The organism is Micromonospora fluostatini (assembly GCF_050410825.1).
Taxonomy (GTDB): Bacteria; Actinomycetota; Actinomycetes; order Mycobacteriales; family Micromonosporaceae; genus Micromonospora; species Micromonospora rosaria.
Window position 1 is genome coordinate 4019992 of sequence record NZ_CP191251.1, and the last position, 16529, is coordinate 4036520.

Annotated in this window: 13 protein-coding genes and 1 pseudogene; 4 read left to right on the top strand and 10 right to left on the bottom strand. The window is 72.9% G+C overall.

The features are described from left to right. Positions 1 to 3: 3 nt before the first annotated feature. From ACQUFX_RS17525 to dxr, 4 genes are all read right to left on the bottom strand, one after another. Entirely contained in the window at positions 4 to 843 is an 840-nt protein-coding gene (locus ACQUFX_RS17525; RefSeq protein ID WP_428961438.1) for a GNAT family N-acetyltransferase, read from the bottom strand. Positions 844 to 922: 79 nt separating this feature from the next. After that, complete coding sequence (ispG, locus tag ACQUFX_RS17530; RefSeq protein ID WP_428961439.1) at positions 923 to 2095, bottom strand: flavodoxin-dependent (E)-4-hydroxy-3-methylbut-2-enyl-diphosphate synthase; 1173 nt, start codon at positions 2093 to 2095, stop codon at positions 923 to 925. Positions 2096 to 2104: 9 nt separating this feature from the next. Further along, on the bottom strand, positions 2105 to 3355 hold the full coding sequence (locus ACQUFX_RS17535; protein WP_428961440.1) for a M50 family metallopeptidase: 1251 nt from the start codon (positions 3353 to 3355) through the stop codon (positions 2105 to 2107). Next, complete coding sequence (gene dxr / locus ACQUFX_RS17540; RefSeq protein ID WP_428961441.1) at positions 3355 to 4566, bottom strand: 1-deoxy-D-xylulose-5-phosphate reductoisomerase; 1212 nt, start codon at positions 4564 to 4566, stop codon at positions 3355 to 3357. Before dxr ends, ACQUFX_RS17535 begins: the two co-directional genes overlap by 1 nt. A gap of 429 nt (positions 4567 to 4995) precedes the next feature. Between dxr and ACQUFX_RS17545 the strand changes: the two are divergent. Continuing rightward, a pseudogene (locus ACQUFX_RS17545) lies at positions 4996 to 5100 on the top strand (helix-turn-helix domain-containing protein); the annotation flags it as partial. A 193-nt stretch (positions 5101 to 5293) separates the two neighbouring features. On the opposite strand, the gene ACQUFX_RS17550 reads toward ACQUFX_RS17545, so the two are convergent. After that, positions 5294 to 5617: a hypothetical protein gene (locus tag ACQUFX_RS17550; protein WP_428961442.1), complete on the bottom strand. Its 324-nt coding sequence runs from the start codon at positions 5615 to 5617 to the stop codon at positions 5294 to 5296. Positions 5618 to 6214: 597 nt separating this feature from the next. Then, complete coding sequence (locus tag ACQUFX_RS17555; protein WP_428961443.1) at positions 6215 to 6763, bottom strand: GNAT family N-acetyltransferase; 549 nt, start codon at positions 6761 to 6763, stop codon at positions 6215 to 6217. Positions 6764 to 6813: 50 nt separating this feature from the next. Here ACQUFX_RS17555 and ACQUFX_RS17560 point away from each other — a divergent pair, with 50 nt between their 5' ends. Continuing rightward, positions 6814 to 7650: a YhjD/YihY/BrkB family envelope integrity protein gene (locus ACQUFX_RS17560; protein ID WP_428961444.1), complete on the top strand. Its 837-nt coding sequence runs from the start codon at positions 6814 to 6816 to the stop codon at positions 7648 to 7650. Here the strand turns inward: ACQUFX_RS17560 and ACQUFX_RS17565 are convergent. Together ACQUFX_RS17565 and ACQUFX_RS17570 are read right to left on the bottom strand one after the other, a co-directional pair. Next, positions 7628 to 8794, bottom strand: coding sequence for an alkaline phosphatase PhoX (locus ACQUFX_RS17565; RefSeq protein ID WP_428961445.1), 1167 nt, complete (start codon positions 8792 to 8794; stop codon positions 7628 to 7630). The genes ACQUFX_RS17560 and ACQUFX_RS17565 overlap by 23 nt on opposite strands. A gap of 87 nt (positions 8795 to 8881) precedes the next feature. Next, positions 8882 to 11098 carry an MMPL family transporter gene (locus ACQUFX_RS17570; protein WP_428961446.1) on the bottom strand — a complete coding sequence of 739 codons (2217 nt, stop codon included), beginning with the start codon at positions 11096 to 11098 and terminating at the stop codon, positions 8882 to 8884. A gap of 109 nt (positions 11099 to 11207) precedes the next feature. Here ACQUFX_RS17570 and ACQUFX_RS17575 point away from each other — a divergent pair, with 109 nt between their 5' ends. Then, entirely contained in the window at positions 11208 to 12797 is a 1590-nt protein-coding gene (locus ACQUFX_RS17575) for a phytoene desaturase family protein (protein ID WP_428961447.1), read from the top strand. Positions 12798 to 12901: 104 nt separating this feature from the next. Here ACQUFX_RS17575 and ACQUFX_RS17580 read toward each other — a convergent pair whose 3' ends face one another. Continuing rightward, positions 12902 to 14446, bottom strand: a complete 1545-nt coding sequence (locus ACQUFX_RS17580; protein WP_428961448.1) for a Rieske 2Fe-2S domain-containing protein — start codon at positions 14444 to 14446, stop codon at positions 12902 to 12904. Between the two features lie 197 nt (positions 14447 to 14643). Between ACQUFX_RS17580 and ACQUFX_RS17585 the strand changes: the two genes are divergently transcribed. Beyond that, positions 14644 to 14865, top strand: a complete 222-nt coding sequence (locus ACQUFX_RS17585; RefSeq protein WP_428961449.1) for a DUF2631 domain-containing protein — start codon at positions 14644 to 14646, stop codon at positions 14863 to 14865. Between the two features lie 395 nt (positions 14866 to 15260). On the opposite strand, the gene ACQUFX_RS17590 is transcribed toward ACQUFX_RS17585, so the two are convergent. Continuing rightward, entirely contained in the window at positions 15261 to 16502 is a 1242-nt protein-coding gene (locus ACQUFX_RS17590; protein WP_428961450.1) for a DivIVA domain-containing protein, read from the bottom strand. Positions 16503 to 16529 lie beyond the last annotated feature (27 nt).

The following is a 16529-nucleotide window of genomic DNA, read 5'->3' on the forward strand; positions in this document are numbered from 1 at the left end:
GGCTCAGAAGAGCACGGTGGCGAGGGTGCCCACCCGGCGGAAGCCGCAGCGCTCGTACACCCGGCGGGCCGGCAGGTTGAAGTCGTTGACGTACAGGCTGACCGTCGGGGCGACCCGCAGCAGCGCGTCGCGGACCACGGCCGCCATCGCCGCCACGGCGATCCCCCGGCCCCGCCACTCCGGGGCCACCCACACCCCCTGGATCTGGGCGGTCCGCCGGGTCACCACCGCCAGCTCGGCCTTGAAGACCACCCGGCCGTCGACGAACCGGGCGTACGCCCGCCCGGCCCGGACCAGTTCGTTGACCCGCCGCCGGTAGCTGCGCCCGCCGTCGTCGACCAGCGGCGAGACGCCGACCTCCTCGGTGTACATGGCCACCGCCGCCGGGAAGAGGCGGTCCACCTCCCCGCCGCGCACCTGGCGTACCTCGGGGTCGGGTGGCACGGCCGGCAGCGCGTCGGTGACCAGCAGCGGCTGGTTGGGGCGGACGTCGCGGGCCGGGCCCCAGACGGAGCCGAGCCGTTCCCAGAGGCCGAGGACGGCGTCGGCACGCCCGACGATCGACGAGCAGATCCGGTCCTCACCGGCGAGCAGGTCGGCGTAGGCGTCGACGGCCTCCTCGGAGGCGAGCACCGGGGTGAGGTTGCCGCCGAGCCAGCAGATCGACTCCAGGCTGCGCCGGGCACCGTACCCCAGGACCCGGCCCTCGGCGCGCCACCAGGCGAGGCCACGCGCGGCGACCCGCTCGGCCACCTGCGCCCCGGCGAACGGGTCGAGGTCGAGCAGCCGCTCGACGGCGCGACGCTCCGACTCCCCCAGTTGCCGCACCGGAACCGTCAGCACGGCTACAGCCTGCCAGATGACCCGGGCCGCGCGCCGGCCGAGTGGTGAGCCGGCCGGCGCGCACGCCCGCGACGGTGCGTCAGTGCACGGTGACGGTCGCTCCGGGGAGCAGGTCGCGCAGGTCCTCCGGCAGCTCGGCGCCCATCTCGTCGGCCAGCCGCAGCGCCTCCTCGATCAGCGTCTCGACGATCTGCGCCTCCGGCACGGTCTTGATGACCTGGCCCCTGACGAAGATCTGGCCCTTGCCGTTGCCGGAGGCCACCCCGAGGTCGGCCTCCCGGGCCTCGCCGGGGCCGTTGACGACGCAGCCCATCACGGCGACCCGCAGCGGCACCGGCAGCCCCTCCAGGCCGGCGGTGACCTCCTCGGCGAGCTTGTATACGTCGACCTGGGCCCGGCCGCAGGACGGGCAGGAGACGATCTCCAGGCCACGCTCGCGCAGCCCGAGGGACTCCAGGATCGCCGCGCCGACCTTGATCTCCTCCACCGGCGGGGCGGAGAGCGAGACCCGGATGGTGTCGCCGATCCCCTCGGCCAGCAGCGCGCCGAAGGCGACCGCCGACTTGATGGTGCCCTGGAACGCCGGGCCGGCCTCGGTGACGCCCAGGTGCAGCGGGTAGTCGCACTGCTCGGCGAGCTGCCGGTACGCCCGGACCATGACCACCGGGTCGTTGTGCTTGACGGAGATCTTGATGTCCCGGAAGCCGTGCTCCTCGAAGAGCGAGCACTCCCACAGCGCCGACTCGACCAGCGCCTCGGCGGTGGCCTTGCCGTACTTGGCGAGCAGCCGCTTGTCCAGGGAGCCGGCGTTGACCCCGATCCGGATCGGGGTACCGGCCGCCGAGGCCGCCGCCGCGATCTCCTTGACCTTGTCGTCGAACTGGCGGATGTTGCCCGGGTTGACCCGGACCGCCGCGCAGCCGGCGTCGATCGCCGCGAAGACGTACTTCGGCTGGAAGTGGATGTCGGCGATCACCGGGATCTGCGACTTGCGGGCGATCGCCGGCAGCGCCTCCACGTCGTCCTGGCTGGGCACGGCGACCCGGACGATCTGGCAGCCGGAGGCGGTCAGCTCGGCGATCTGCTGGAGCGTGGCGTTGACGTCGGCGGTGAGGGTGGTGGTCATCGACTGCACGGAGACCGGCGCGCCACCGCCCACCGGCACCGAGCCGACCATGATCTGGCGGCTGGCCCGGCGCGGGGCCAGCGGCGGGGGCGGTACGGCGGGCATACCGAGACTGACAGCGGTCACTTCAGGCACTCACCTTGAGAAGAGCGTGATCGGGTTGATGACGTCCGCGGTGATGGTCAGCAGCGTGAACGCGCCACCGATCAGGATCACCCCGTACGTCAGGGGCATGAGTTTGAGGTAGTCGACCCGCCCCGGATCGGGCCTGCCGATCCGGGCGTAGATCCACGACCGGGCGCGCTCGAACCAGGCGATGGCGATGTGCCCGCCGTCCAGCGGCAGCAGCGGCAGCAGGTTGAACACGCCGATGAAGAAGTTCAGCGAGATGAAGAGCATGAAGAAGACGATCCAGGCGTTGTTCGCCACCGCCTCGCCGCCGAGCCGGCTGGCGCCGACCACGCTGATCGGGGTGTCGATGTCCCGCTCGCCGCCGGTGATCGCGCTCCACAGCGCCGGCACCTTCTCCGGCAGCCGCTTCATCGCCTCGTACGTGTTGACCGCCATGGTGCCGGTGAAGTCGGCGGTGGCCCCGAACGCGCCCAGCGGGCCGTACGTGACCCGGGCCGGGGTGGTCGGGATCAGGCCGACGCCGAGCGCGGCGACCGGGGTGACGGTGCCGTTCGGGTCGTCCAGCGGCGGGCGCTGGGTCTGCGCGAGCACGGTGCTGACGGTGCCCGGCTGGCCGTCGCGGACGTACCCGATCTCGGCGGTGCTGCCCGGCCGGACGGTCCGGATCGCGGCGAGCAGGTCACCGTAGTCGGCGACCGGGGCGCCGTTGAGCGAGGTGATCCGGTCCCCGTCGCGCAGGTTGGCGGCGGCGGCCGGGCTGGCCGGGTCACCGGGGGCGCAGGCCCGGTTGGCGAACTCCGGCACCACGCAGTCGGCGAGCGCCACCACGGCGGGCTCGGCCCGGATCTGCTCCTCGGTGCTGGGGAACTGCGGGTTGGGCAGGCCGGCGGAGATCGCCATGATCCAGACGCCGACCAGGGCGAGCGCGAAGTGGGTGGCCGAGCCGGCGGACATCACGATCGTCCGCTTCCAGACCGGGTACCGCCACATCGCCCGCTTCTCGTCGCCCGGCTCGACGTCGTCGTCCTGCGGGGTCATGCCGACGATCTTGCAGAAGCCGCCGAGCGGGATGCCCTTGAGGCCGTACTCGGTCTCGCCCCGGCGGAAGGACCAGATGGTGGGGCCGAAGCCCACGAAGTAACGGGTGACCTTCATGCCGAAGGCCTTGGCGGTCGCCAGGTGCCCCGCCTCGTGCAGGCTCACCGAGATGAGGATGGCCAGGGCGAAGAGCACCACCCCGAGCAGGTACGCCATCAAGCTCCTTCCACCGATGCCACGATGATCTCCTGCGCGTGCGCACGCGCCCACGACTCGGCGGCGAGCACGTCCTCGACGGTACCCGGTTCGGCATAGTCGGGAGCGTCGTCCAGCACCCGCGCGAGGGTGTCGACGATGCCGAGGAACGGTAGCCGGCCGGCGACGAAGGCCGCCACGCACTCCTCGTTCGCCGCGTTGTAGATCGCCGGCCGGCAGCGCCCCGCCGCGCCGGCCGCCTTGGCCAGCGCCACCGCCGGGAACGCCGCGTCGTCCAGCGGGTGGAACTCCCAGGTGTGCGCGGTGGTCCAGTCGACGGCGGAGGCCGCCTGCGGCACCCGGTCCGGCCAGCCCAGGCCGAGCGCGATCGGCAGCCGCATGTCCGGCGGGCTGACCTGCGCGATCGTCGAGCCGTCGACGAACTCGACCATCGAGTGGATCACCGACTGGGGGTGCACCATCACGGTGATGTCGGCGTACGGCACGTCAAACAGCTCGTGCGCCTCGATCACCTCCAGCGCCTTGTTGACCATGGTCGCCGAGTTGATCGTGACGACCGGCCCCATGCTCCAGGTCGGGTGGGCCAGCGCCTGCTCCGGCGTGACCCCGGTCAGCTCGTCGCGCCGCCGCCCCCGGAACGGCCCGCCGCTGGCGGTCACCACCAGCCGCCGCACCTCGGCGGCCGAGCCGGACCGCAGGCACTGGGCGAGCGCCGAGTGCTCGGAGTCCACCGGCACGATCTGCCCCGGCCGCGTCACCGCAGCCTTCACCAGAGGGCCGCCGGCGACCAGGGACTCCTTGTTGGCCAGCGCGAGGGTACGCCCGGCGCGCAGCGCGGCCAGGGTCGGCGCGAGCCCCAGCGACCCCACCACCCCGTTGAGCACCACGTCGCAGGGCCACTGCGCCAACTCGGTCATCGCGTCCGGCCCGGCCACGATCTTGGGAAGCTTGAAGTCGCCGGTGGCCCAGCCGCGCCGGCTCGCCTCGGCGTAGAACGCGAGCTGGAGATCCTGCGCGGCGGACGCCTTCGCCACCCCGACCGCCTCCACCCCCAGCTCCAGCGCCTGGGCGGCGAGCAGTCCGACGTTTCCGCCACCGGCACCCAGCGCCACCACCCGGAACCGGTCCGGGTTGCGCCGCACGATGTCGATGGCCTGGGTACCGATCGAGCCGGTGGAACCCAGCAGCACACAGTCGCGGGGGGAGGTCACCGACCCATTCTGTCCCACCCCCGCTGTGCCCCCGCTGGGAGCCTCAGCCCTCCCCCGCCACCTGCTCCGCAGCCCCGCCCGCCGGCTCCCTGCCGACCCGGATGGACCTTGGAAGATTTCGGCCCCTCTGGGGGCCATCCGGCTCCAAGGTCTCTCGGAGGCCCACCTCAAGGGCGGCAGCGTTTGGGACATGAGTGCCCGGGTCGCACACCTTGTCCGGCACACTGCCCCGCCGGGATGACCGAAGAGGTACGCGACTGGCTCGACACCCTCGACGCGACCACACACGCCTGGGTCGGGTAGGCCATCGATACCCTGGCTGGGGCCGGGCCTGGGCGTGGACGACTGGTACCACGAAGCCATCCCCATGGCAGAGCAGCGCTACGAGATCTACCTGAAAGAACGCGCCGAGGAGGAGGGCGGTCAGCCGTGAGCAGCTACGTCCGCTGGAAGGACATCCGCGCCGCCCACGTCGAGCGCGCCGGGGGCGAGCAGGCCGTCGAAGCCGGCAAGCAGGAACTACTCGCCACCGTCGATGATGATCATGACGGGTTCTCGGTGCCGTTGCCGGTGATGGTGGCGGCGACAGTCCCGACCTCGGCGCGTCCGCTGTCGGGGATCGGCGGCGAGGCCTTGCCGCCGAATTCGATGGGCCCGGTGGTGCCGTCCACCGCAGCACGTTGAACGACGGGCCGCCGGGCCGGACGTCGGCGTCCTGCCGCGCAGGTCACGACGTCGACGTGAGGACGTCGGTGCCGGACCAGTCGATGTACTCGTCGGCGATGGCCTTGTCGGGTTCGCCGTCCTCGTCGAGGGTGCTGTACGCGGCGTAGAAGCGACCGAAGCCGTACCCGCCGTTGGTCAGGGTGGCCAGGGCCCACGGGCGCAGGGCTGCGGGTAGCTTCTCCGGGTACCGCCGGTCCACGGTGACCTGGACGACGCCGAGCAGCTCGTACGACTGCTCGAAGGTGCCGGCGTCGAGCACCCGGCACAGCGAGAACGCGTGGGGAACCTTCTCCTGCTGGTAGACCCACCGACCCACGGTCTCCATGACTGCCTCCTCGGCACATCGACAGGTGGGTCCGATCCGGTACGGACGGCCAGATGCGCGTGTACCACCCCTCCACCACCAGCGCCGGGGTCCCGATGAAGGTCGTCCTGGGCGACAACTGGAGCGGCATGAAGTCCTTCGGCTGACCTCTCCGGGCTGCCCGGTGAACGGGCTCGGCGGCTCGGCTTGACGCCACCGGGGACCCACCACCGGGTCCCCGTCCGGTGGTTGCCCTGTCGAGCTGAGTCGTCTGTGCCATCGCCACTGCACCCGGGACGGGTGTCACTAGTCAGCCCTTTCGAACTGCCCCATCTGGAGACCACCTTCACGCCCGGGTAGCCCCCCGCACTGCCGCACGCCCGCCCCGCCCGGTCCGGTCTCGCGGCTCCAACGTCACGGCCCGCTCTCATCGGCGTGTCGAGCCCCGCCCCGTCTATGAGGGCAGTTCCAAAGGAGGATCAGAGACATCACACCGAGAACCCCCAGGCGAGGCACCACCCGCCGAACCCTGCCGGAAATGCTCCTGCCCGACGCCGTAACCCGCGAGACAGCCGCGCACGCGGCTCCCACCAACGGCGGCTCCAGGATCCCTCGGGGTCAGGCCGGGCGGCGCAGGACGAAGGTCTCCAGCTCCTCGCCGCCGTACCAGTCGGTGCGGCGGCCGATGTGGGTCATGCCGAGCCGGCGGGCCACCGCCATCGAGGCGGTGTTCTCCGGGTGGGTCACGGCGTGCACCACGGGGGTGCCGGTGGCGAGTTCCCGGTCGACCAGGGCGCGGGCCGCCTCGGTGGCGTAGCCGTGGCCCCACGAGTCGGGGTGCAGGTGCCAGCCGACCTCGATGTCGTCGGTGAGTTGGCTCTCGTCCCGGCCGGGTAGCGGCTTGAGCAACGCCGTGCCGACCGCCAGCCCGCTGTCGCGTACCTCGATCGCCCAGGTGCCGTACCGGTCGCCGTGGTCGGCGTGCCGCTCGCGCCACCAGGCCAGCCGGTCGAGCACCTGTGCCGGGTCGGTCAGCGGCAGGTTGGCGGAGGTGCCCAGGAAGCGGGCGACCTCGGGCCGGGAGTACATGTCGTAGAGCCGGGCCAGGTCGGTGGGGGCCTCGGTCCAGTTACGCAGGACGAGTCGTGGCGTGGCGGCGATCGTCATCTGCGGGATCGTAATGCGTGCCGCGGAAGCCGACGGGGAAGAGAGTCGCGATGGGCAGCGGTTGGCAGCGGGCGCGGCGGATCACCCTGGCCGCGTTCCGTCCGGTACGGGGACGGGACCTGTCACTGCACGCCGCCGCGATCACCTTCTACGGGGGGATCGCGGTGGTGCCGGTGGCGCTGCTGGCGATCTGGCTGGCCGCGCTGGTGGCGGGCGGGGAGCGGGTACGCCGGCTCACCGCATACGCGGTGGACACGCTGCCGGACGCGATCGGTGCGCCCCGCGCGGTGGAGGCGCTGGTCACCGCCGGGGTGGAGCTGACCCCGCTGCTCGCGTTGGCCGCCCTGCTGCCGGCCTCCCTGTACGGCGAGGGGTTCCGCCGGGCCTTCGTCTCGGTGGCGCGGTCCGGCGGGGACGAGTCGCTGGTGGGCTGGCGGGGCCGGTTGCTGCTGCTGCCGTTGCTCGCCCCGGCCCCGGCGCTGCTGCTGAGCATCCTGATCGCGTTGCCCACCACCACCCGGCTGGTCCGGCAGGGCGGCTGGGTGGGGTTCCTCGGCATCGTGCTGTCGTTCCTGGGGGTGTGGCTGGTGCTCACCCCGGTGCTGCTCTGGGTGTTCCGGGTGGTCGGGCCGGCCTCCCCGGACTGGCTCTCCGCGCTGGCCGTCGGGTCGTTCACCGCGGCGAACCTCGCCGGGTTCCTGCACGGGTTCGTGCTGTTCTGCTCGCTGCCGCTGGACCTGGGGGTGCCGTTCGGCGGGTTCGACGAGATCGGTGCCGGGGTGGCGGTGCTGCTCTGGTTGTACCTGTTCCACGTGATCGTGCTGGCCGGGTACTCCGCCACCCTGGCGCTGTCCGACTGGCGGGTCAGGCGCGGAACGGGCCGGTGACCTCGTACGTGATGCCGCCGCTGCCGGCGCTGGCCCCGGAGGTGCCGCGCTGGGAGGAGAAGTACAGCCGCCGGCCGTCGGGCGAGAACGCCGGGCCGGTGATCTCCGACGAGTTCTGCCCGACGATGCGCAGGATCGGGGCGACCACCCCGGCCGGCGTGATGATGTTGATCTCCATGTTGCCGCCGTCCTCGGCCACGTACAGGTCACCGCCGCTGGTGCCGGTGATGTTGTCCACCCCGGTCAGCGGCGCGGTGCCGGCGGGTACCAGGTTGTCGTCGTACGCCAGGTCGATGCGCTGGTTGACCGCGTCGTACGCCCACACCCGGTTGTCGCCCTTGGTGGTGAACCAGCAGGTGCCCCGGTCGTACCAGCAGCCCTCCCCGCCGTTGAAGTGCTTCGCCGCGCCGACCTGGAGCCGGGTGGGGACCGGGATGCCGTCCCGGTCCGGGACGTCCCGCCAGGTCACCGGGCCGGCGACCTGGTCGGCGGGGGCGCAGAGCACCTGCACCCGACCGGTCCGCAGGTCGCCCCAGGTGTCCGGGACGAACCGGTAGAAGCAGCCGTCCGACTCGTCCTCGGTCAGGTACACCACCCGCCGGTCCGGGTCGCAGGCGGCGGCCTCGTGCTTGAACCGGCCCAGCCGGGTCCGCTCCTCGGCCTGCCGGCTGCCGTCCGGCCAGGTCTCGAAGACCCGCCCGAGGGGTACCTCCTCGCAGGAGAGCCAGGTCCCCCACGGGGTCGCCCCACCGGCGCAGTTGACGTTGGTGCCCCCGAGGATCCGGTACGCCGAGGCGACCGACCCGTCGGCGGTGAACCGGATCGCCGAGGCGCCCCCGGTCACCGGGATCTCCGAGTTGGAGACGTAGATCCAGCCGGTACCGGAGCGGAAGCAGGCCCCGCCGTCCGGGGCCCAGTGCCAGGCGTACGAGGTACCCGGCACGGTCTGCCCGGAGCGGGCGATCACCCGGCTGGTGAAGCCGGCGGGGAGTTGGATGCCGTTGGCGTCGGCGGCGAGCAGCGCCCCGTACGGGCTGGGGCCGGGCTGGGCGACGGCGGCGAACGCCTGCTGCCACAGCGCGCCGGCGAAGGTGGCGGTCCCCGCGCCCAGGACTCCCACGCGCAGGACGGTACGACGATCCATGGATACCTCCCGATGAGTCGATGCCCGGCCGACCCTAGGCCCGCCGGGCATCGACCACCCCCACCGGAGGGTGAACGGGGGGTGACGCTACGCGGTGCCCCGGGCGACCCGGTCCGCCTCCCCACCACCGCCGGCCCCACCACCGCCGGCCCCGTCGTCACCGGCCACCTCGTCGCCGGCCTCGCGGATGCCCCAGCGGCGGTAGACCCGCCCCAGCGGCCCCGGCGCCCACCAGTTCCACCGGCCCATCAGCCGCATGGTCGCCGGCACCAGCAGGATCCGGACCAGGGTGGCGTCCACCACGATCGCCACGATCATCCCGATGCCGATCAGCTTGAGGTACGTCATCCCGCCGGTGGCGAAGCCGGCGACCACGACGATCAGCAGCAGCGCCGCGGCGGTGATGATCCGCCCGGTGTACTGGAGCCCGGCGGCCACCGCGGCGGTGTTGTCCCCGGTGCGGTCCCACTCCTCGCGGACCCGGGAGAGCAGGAACACCTCGTAGTCGGTGGCCAGGCCGAAGAGCACCGCCAGCATGAGGATCGGGTTGGTCGGCTCGATGAAACCGGTCGGGGTGAAGCCGAGCAGCCCGGACAGGTGCCCGTCCTGGAACACCCAGACCACCACGCCGAACGACGCCCCGATCGAGACGAGGTTCATCAGCACCGCCTTGATCGGCAGCAGCACCGAACCGAAGGCCAGGAAGAGCAGGACCAGGATGGCCACCGCCATCAGCACGGCCATCCACGGCAGCCGGTCGACCAGGCTGTCCAGCAGGTCCCGGTCGGCGGCCGGCCGACCGCCGACCAGCACCTCCGCGCCGTCCGGGGCGGGCAGCGCGCGCAGCGCCCGGACCACGTCGTGGGCCTCCTCCCCGGTCGGCTCACCCGGGTAGCTCACCGCGAGCAGGGTCGACTCGCCCCGGTTCGCGGTGGGCGTCACGTCGGTCACGCCCGGTACCCGGGCCACCTGCGCGGTGAAGGCGGCCACCGTCTCGGCGGAGGCGCCGGAGACGAGCACGTCGATCGGGGCGACGCTGCCGCCGGGGAAGTCGTCGGCGATCCGCTCGGCCACCTGGCGGGGTGCCGCGCCCGCCGGGAGCACCCGCTCGTCGACCCCGCCGAACTCGACCCGCAGGAACGGTGTGGCCAGCGCCAGCAGCAGCGCGGTCACCCCGATCAGGTACGGCACCGGCCGGCGCATCACGCTGTGCGCGATCCGGGCCCACGCGCCGGTGCCGTGCTCCGCCGGCCGGTCCGGGCCCCGACGCCGCCGCCACGGCAGCGGTACGCGCAGCGCGTCGATCCGACGCCCGAGCACCACCAGCAGCGCCGGCAGTACGGTCAGCGCGCCCAGCATGGCGACCAGCACGGCGGCCATCCCGCCGAGGGCGATGGAGCGCAGGAACGCCTGCGGGAAGATCAGCAGACTGGCCATGGCGAGCGCGATGGTGAGCCCGGAGACCAGCACCGTCCGGCCGGCGGTGACCATGGTGCGGGCGATCGCGGCGCTGGTGCCGCGCCCGGCGGCGACCTCCTCGCGGAACCGGCTGACCACGAAGAGCGAGTAGTCGACGGCCATGCCCAGCCCGATCAGCGTGATCACGTTGATCGCGAAGATCGAGACGTCCGTGAAGAGGTTGACCACCCGGACCGCGACGAACGCGCCGAGGATCGCCACCCCGCCGATCAGCAACGGCATGGACGCGGCGATCAGTCCACCGAAGATCAGCACGAGCAGCACCAGCAGCACCGGCATGGAGATCAGTTCGGCCCGGAAGATGTCCCGGGTGGTCTGGGTGTTCACCGTCTCCAGGAAGGCCACCGCTCCGCCCACCTGGGTCCGCAACCCCGGCGTGTCCAGCAGTGGACGCAGCTCCTCGTACGCGGCGAGCTTGCCGTCCTCGTCCGGGGCGCGCAGTTGCACCAGCGCGTACGTGGCCCGCCGGTCGGTCGAGACCAGCGCCGGCGCCTGGGTGTCGTACCAGGTGGTGACGGTGGCGACGGCGGGCTGCCCGCGCAGCCGGTCGACCGTGCCGGCCACCGGCTCGGCGAAGGACGGCTCGTCGACGCCGGCGTCGGTCGCCGACCAGAGCACGATCAGGTCGGCGCCCTGCGGCCCCAGTTCGGTGGCGATCCGCTCGGCCGCCCGACTCGACTCGCTCGCCGGGTCGTCGAAGCCGCCCCCGGTGAGCTGCCCGAAGACGCCCGCCCCCCAGGTCGACCCGAGCACCACCAGCGCCACCGCGGCGGCCAGCACCCCCCACCGGGCGCGCACCACCGCCCGTCCCCACCAGGCGAACATCTTTCCTCCAGTAAGGAAGGGCCCCTTGTTAACGCATACGGTAGAGAAGGGTTCCCCTCTCACGGCTGTGGGGCACGGGGTGGGTCGGAGCGGCGCTAGGCTTCGCGCCATGAACCCTGAGTTGCCGTCCCGGGCGGACGTCGTGATCGTCGGGGCCGGGCACAACGGGCTGGTCTCCGCCGTCCTGCTGGCCCGCGCCGGGCTCGACGTGCTGGTCCTGGAGGCCGCCGAGGTGATCGGGGGCGCCACCCGCACCGAGCGCCCCTTCCCGAAGGTCCCCGAGCTGCGGCACTCCACCGGGTCGTACCTGCTCGGGCTGATGCCGCCGGAGCTGCTCGCCACCCTCGACGTGCGGATCCCGGTGCTGCGCCGCGACCCGCACTACTTCCTGCCCACCCCGGGCGGCCCCGGCTCGCCGTACCTGCTGATGGGCAGCGACCGGGCGGCGACCCGGCGGCAGCTCACGGAGTTCTTCTCCCCCGCCGACGTGGCCGCCGACGACGCCATGCAGGCCGAGCTGGCCGCGCTGCGCGACGACCTCGCGCCGGCCTGGCTGGCCGAGCCGCTGCCGGTGGCGGAGACCGCCGAGCGGTACGTCCGCCCGGCGCTGCGCCGGGTCTTCGTCGACCTGGTCGACGGCTCGGTCGCCGACTACCTGGCCCGCTTCGAGTTCCGCTCCGAGCTGCTGGTGAGCATGTACGCGGTCACCGACGGGCTCTCCGGGCTCAACGCCGGCCCGGACGACCCGGGCACCGGGCACAACTTCCTGGTGCACAACATGTGCCGGCTGCCCGGCGCGGACGGCACCTGGATGATCGCCGAGGGCGGGATGGGCACCGTCTCCCGGACCTTCGCCGACGCCGCCCGCGCCGCCGGGGCCACCATCCGCACCGGTACGCCGGTCACCGCGATCACCCTGGCCGGTGGCGCGGCGGAGGGCGTGCTGCTCGCCGACGGCCGGCACGTCGCCGCCCCGGTGGTGCTCGGCGCCTGCGACCCGTACCGGCTGATGGGGCTGCTGCCCGACGGCGCGCTCCCGGCGCCGCTGCACGAGCGGATGACGGCGGTCCGCCGCCCCGGCACCACCCTCAAGCTCAACCTGGCGCTGACCGGGCTGCCCCGCTTCTCCTGCCTGCCCGAGCAGGCGCCGAGCCCGTTCGGCTCCACCATCCACCTGCTGCCCGGCTCCGCCTCGCTGGTCGGCGACGGGGGCGAGCCGCCGATGGCGGCGCTGCGCGCGATGTGGTCCGACGTGCGGGCCGGGCGGCTGCCGGCCGAGCCGACCATCGAGTGGTACCTGCACACCACGGTCGACCCGTCGCTGTCCGACCCGGCCGGGCACCACTCGTCGGCGCTGTTCGTCCAGTCGGTGCCGTACGAGCTGGCCGGCACCACCTGGGACGCGGCCCTGCCCGGGTACGTCGACCGGCTGCTGGAGATCTGCGAGCGGTACGCCCCCGGCACCGCCGACCTCGTCGCCGACGCGGTGCCGCTGACCCCGCCCGGGATCGAGGCGCACTTCGGCATCACCGGCGGCCACATCCACCACGTCGACAACACGGTCTCGTTCACCGACCGGATGCCGTACGCCACCGGGGTCCCCGGCGTGTACGCGGGCAGCGCCGGCTGCCACCCGGCGGGCAGCGTGATCGGCGCCGCCGGCCACAACGCCGCCCGCCGCATCCTCGCCGACAGGTAAGGAAGGGCCCCCTGTTAACGCACACGGTAGAGAAGGGAGCCCTTCTCACGCCCGCGCCCGCGCGCAGCCGCAGAGCGATTGCGGCGCGGCGCCCAGCGGGCGGGTCAGGCGGTCTTCTCGGCGCGGATCTTGTGGCCGACGCTGGTCAGGCAGCGGCCGGAGGGCAGGTCGAACTTCCAGCCGTGGAGCTGGCAGGTGAGCTGGTCGCCGTCGACGATGCCGAACCGGCTCAGGTCGGCCTTGAGGTGCGGGCAGCGCCGCTGCACGGTCCAGTCGCCCAGGGTGATGTCCTCGGCGTCGACAGCCCGCTCGTGCTCGTCGTACCAGCCCTCGGCGTACTGGAGGCGCTCGGTGGAGAGGCACTTGAAGAAGGCGTACACGAACTCGTTGTACTGGCCGATCCGGGCGGCGGAGAACCGGCAGGAGAGGAAGAGCGAGTTGACCCAGTCCACCTCGCCGATGTGCAGCAGGTGCTCGACCAGCGCCCGCTCGGTGCGGAACCGGTACCGGACCTTCTCGTCGGCGTACGGGCGGACCTGCTTGCCCGGGAAGTCCACCACGATCGACTCGACGCTCTCGCCGTCGTACCCGACGAGGTCGAAGCGGACCGGCCCGCCGACCCCCTTGGCCAGGTAGATCGACTCCTCCAGCAGCGGCTCTACCCGCCGCTTCAGCTCCTTGAGCACGTCGACCTCGGGGTGCCGCCAGGACGCCTTCTCCGCCTCGATGATCGGCCGCTTGCGCTCGCGCATCTCCTCCAGGTGGGCGACCTTGTTGGCGAAGAACTCCTCGACCGGCTGCGGGTGGGTGGTGGTCGCGCCGGAGGTGGTGACCTCCGCGACGCTGCCCGGCAGCAGCACGATGCCGTTGGTGCCGCCGATCTTGGCGTACTCGGCCAGGAAGACCGACTGGTCGGGGAAGATGTTGCCCTCGTCGCCGTGGATGTCGTTGAACTGCCACAGCTCGTCGTCGAGGAAGCAGGGCGGGCCGGCGATCGGGAAGACGTGGTCGGCCTTCAGGTCGTCGATGTACCGCCAGGTCCGGTCGAACTGCCGGTCCCGCTTCTGCTTGCCGAAGGCCGTCTTCGCCGACTGCGGCAGCTCGTAGACCATCGGGTACCAGATCGCCCCGGAGAACTGGAGCAGGTGCGCGTGCACGTGCCCCAGCTCGGCGAAGACGCTCAGGTCGGTCGGCCGGGCGTCGTTCTGGTTGAGCAGCCGGACGCCGTCGTACTCCACCCAGAGCGAGGAGTCGCCGATCGGGCCGTCGGTCGGGCTGGTCAGCGCCTGAATCATGATCTTGAGCCCGCCGTCGAGCTCCACCACCTGCTCGTTGGGGGCCTTGAGGAACTTCGTGAAGCCCAGCTCCCGCAGCTCGTCCTCCATCTCCGAGGTGGGGAACTCGGGGAGCAGCACCGTGGCGTCCGTGGAGATGTACCGCTTGAGGTGGGCCGCGTCGAAGTGGTCCCGGTGCAGGTGCGAGACGTACAGGTAGTCGACCTGGCCCAGGGCCTCCCAGTCGAGCAGCGAGTTGTCCGGGAACGGGAACCACGAGGCGAAGTACGCGGGGTTCACCCACGGGTCGCACAGGATGCTGCCCGCGGCCGTGTCGATCCGCATGCTGGCATGTCCCGTACCGGTCACTCGCACCGCAGTCTCCCTCAACAAGCGATAAGGCGTACGTCAGAACGCTACCGGAGGCAGTGTGGCCGCCGGCCCGCGACGCCGGTAGTGACCTTCGACCCCCGAAGGGTCCCGACCGGCACCCGCAGGTGGACCCTGCGCAGCGGCGGGGGCGGGGCGTGCCAGACTGATCGGAGATCGGACGAGCGAGGGAAGGACCGACAGTGGCTGGAAGCGAGCCGGTGACGTCGCCAGATCAGCACAAGCCCGGACACCGCAAGGCCGGGCGGATCGGTGCAGTGGTCACCGCGTTGGCGATGCTTGCGATGCTGTGCGGCAACCACGAGGGCAGGGTCGAGGATCTCTGGCTGGTCGGCCTGGCCGTCGTGCTGCTGGGCATCGTCATCGGCGACGTGGTGCTGCGCCGCAACGGCCTGCGGTCCTGACCCTCACCGGTCTCCTGCCCTTTGCCGGGCCGGCCGACCGCGGCCGACGGCCCTCGCCGGGACCGACGCCCGACTGACGGCCCTGCCGGGACCGGCGACCGTGCCGAGGCCGGCGACCGTGCCGAGGCCGGCGACCGTGCCGAGGCCGGCGACCGTGCCGAGGCCGGCGACGACCCTGCCGGGGCCGACGACCCACGCCCACGGCCGACGGCCTCCGTGCCGGAGTCGGCCCGGACGGCCACGGCGAGGGCCGTCAAGCCAGCGGCCAACCGGCCGGTCGTGCCAGCCCGGGCGTGACGGTGTGGCCATGACAGCCCGGTCGTGACGGAACCACCGACGGCCCGCTCCCGGAACCGGGGCGGGCCGTCATCGTGTCGCCGACGAGCGGCGGGGGCTCAGCGGCCGAACAGGATGTCCTGCACGTCCTTGAGCGCGGCGTCGACCTCGGCCTCGAAGTAGCCTCCGGGCACCAGCCCGAAGCGGAGAGTGTCCAGGTCCTTCGGGTTCACCGGCATCGGGCCACGCCCGGCCATCCCGCTGAGCAGGCTGTCGAAGAAGTGGTCCACCTGGTCCGGGTCGTACCCGCTGCCGAAGCGGCGGGCCTGGAAGCTGCGGCGGATCTGGTCGACCCGGTGCAGGTCGCTGCCGGGCGGACCGGCCATCGGCGGGCCGGCCACGGCCGGCGGCCCCGCCGGTCCGGGACCGGGGGCACCGGGCGCGGGCATCGGCGGGCCGGCGACGCCCTGCTGCGGTACCGGGGGCGGACCGCCCGGACCCCGACCCCGCAACTCCCGCAGTTCACGTTCCGGCATCCGGATCTCGGCGGTCATGTCCGTACGCCCGTGCCGGCCGGCCGCGAAGCCGTCGAACCGGGGCTCGTCCGGGCCGTACCCGCTGGGGCCGGCCGGCAGTCCCCGTGGCGGCGGACCGCCGTACGGGGCACCCGGGCCGGCACCCGGCCCGCGCGGACCGTCGTACCCGCCCCGCGGCGCGTCGTACCCGCTGGCGAAGGCGCCGCTCGGCTCCTCGTACCGGCCGCCGTACCGGTCGGCCGGCGGCCCGGCCTGCGCGGGCATGGGCCGGGGCGGCATCGACTGCGGTCCGGCGGGCAGGCTCCGGTCGTCGCGCATCGGCGGACCCATCCGGTCCGGCGGGCCGAGCCGATCCGGCGGGCCGAGCCGATCCGGCGGGCCCATCCGATCGGGGGGACCCATCCGGTCCGGGGGGCCGAGCCGGTCGGGCGGACCCATCCGATCGGGGGGACCCATCCGGTCCGGCGGACCCATCCGATCGGGGGGACCCATCCGATCCGGCGGACCCATCCGATCCGGGGGGCCGAGCCGGTCCGGCGGGCCCATCCGGTCGCGCGAGTCACCGTGCCCCGGGGCGCCGCCGCGCTCCTCCAACTCGGCCAACTGCCGCTCGACGCGGTCCAGGTGCAGGTCGACCTGCCACTCGTCGTAGCCGTTGAAGCGGACCCGGAAGACGACGTCGTGGACCTCCTGGGAGGCCACCGGGGCGCCGACCGGTCGCCCGTCGAGGGTGGCCTCGACCCGGTCCAGGAAGGCGTCCACCTCGTCGACCTTGTATCCGCGGCGGAGCGCCTTGCGCCGGAACCGCTGCCCCTGACTCGCCACTATGTCTCCTGGTCCTGTTCGCTAAGC

Coding starts and splice junctions, on each gene's coding strand:
- ACQUFX_RS17555 (WP_428961443.1), bottom strand. CDS start 6,763: ATGACGATCGCCGCCACGCCACGACTCGTCCTGCGTAACTGGACCGAG.
- ACQUFX_RS17565 (WP_428961445.1), bottom strand. CDS start 8,794: ATGGATCGTCGTACCGTCCTGCGCGTGGGAGTCCTGGGCGCGGGGACC.
- ACQUFX_RS17550 (WP_428961442.1), bottom strand. CDS start 5,617: ATGGAGACCGTGGGTCGGTGGGTCTACCAGCAGGAGAAGGTTCCCCAC.
- ACQUFX_RS17560 (WP_428961444.1), top strand. CDS start 6,814: ATGGGCAGCGGTTGGCAGCGGGCGCGGCGGATCACCCTGGCCGCGTTC.
- ACQUFX_RS17570 (WP_428961446.1), bottom strand. CDS start 11,098: ATGTTCGCCTGGTGGGGACGGGCGGTGGTGCGCGCCCGGTGGGGGGTG.
- ACQUFX_RS17575 (WP_428961447.1), top strand. CDS start 11,208: ATGAACCCTGAGTTGCCGTCCCGGGCGGACGTCGTGATCGTCGGGGCC.
- ACQUFX_RS17535 (WP_428961440.1), bottom strand. CDS start 3,355: ATGGCGTACCTGCTCGGGGTGGTGCTCTTCGCCCTGGCCATCCTCATC.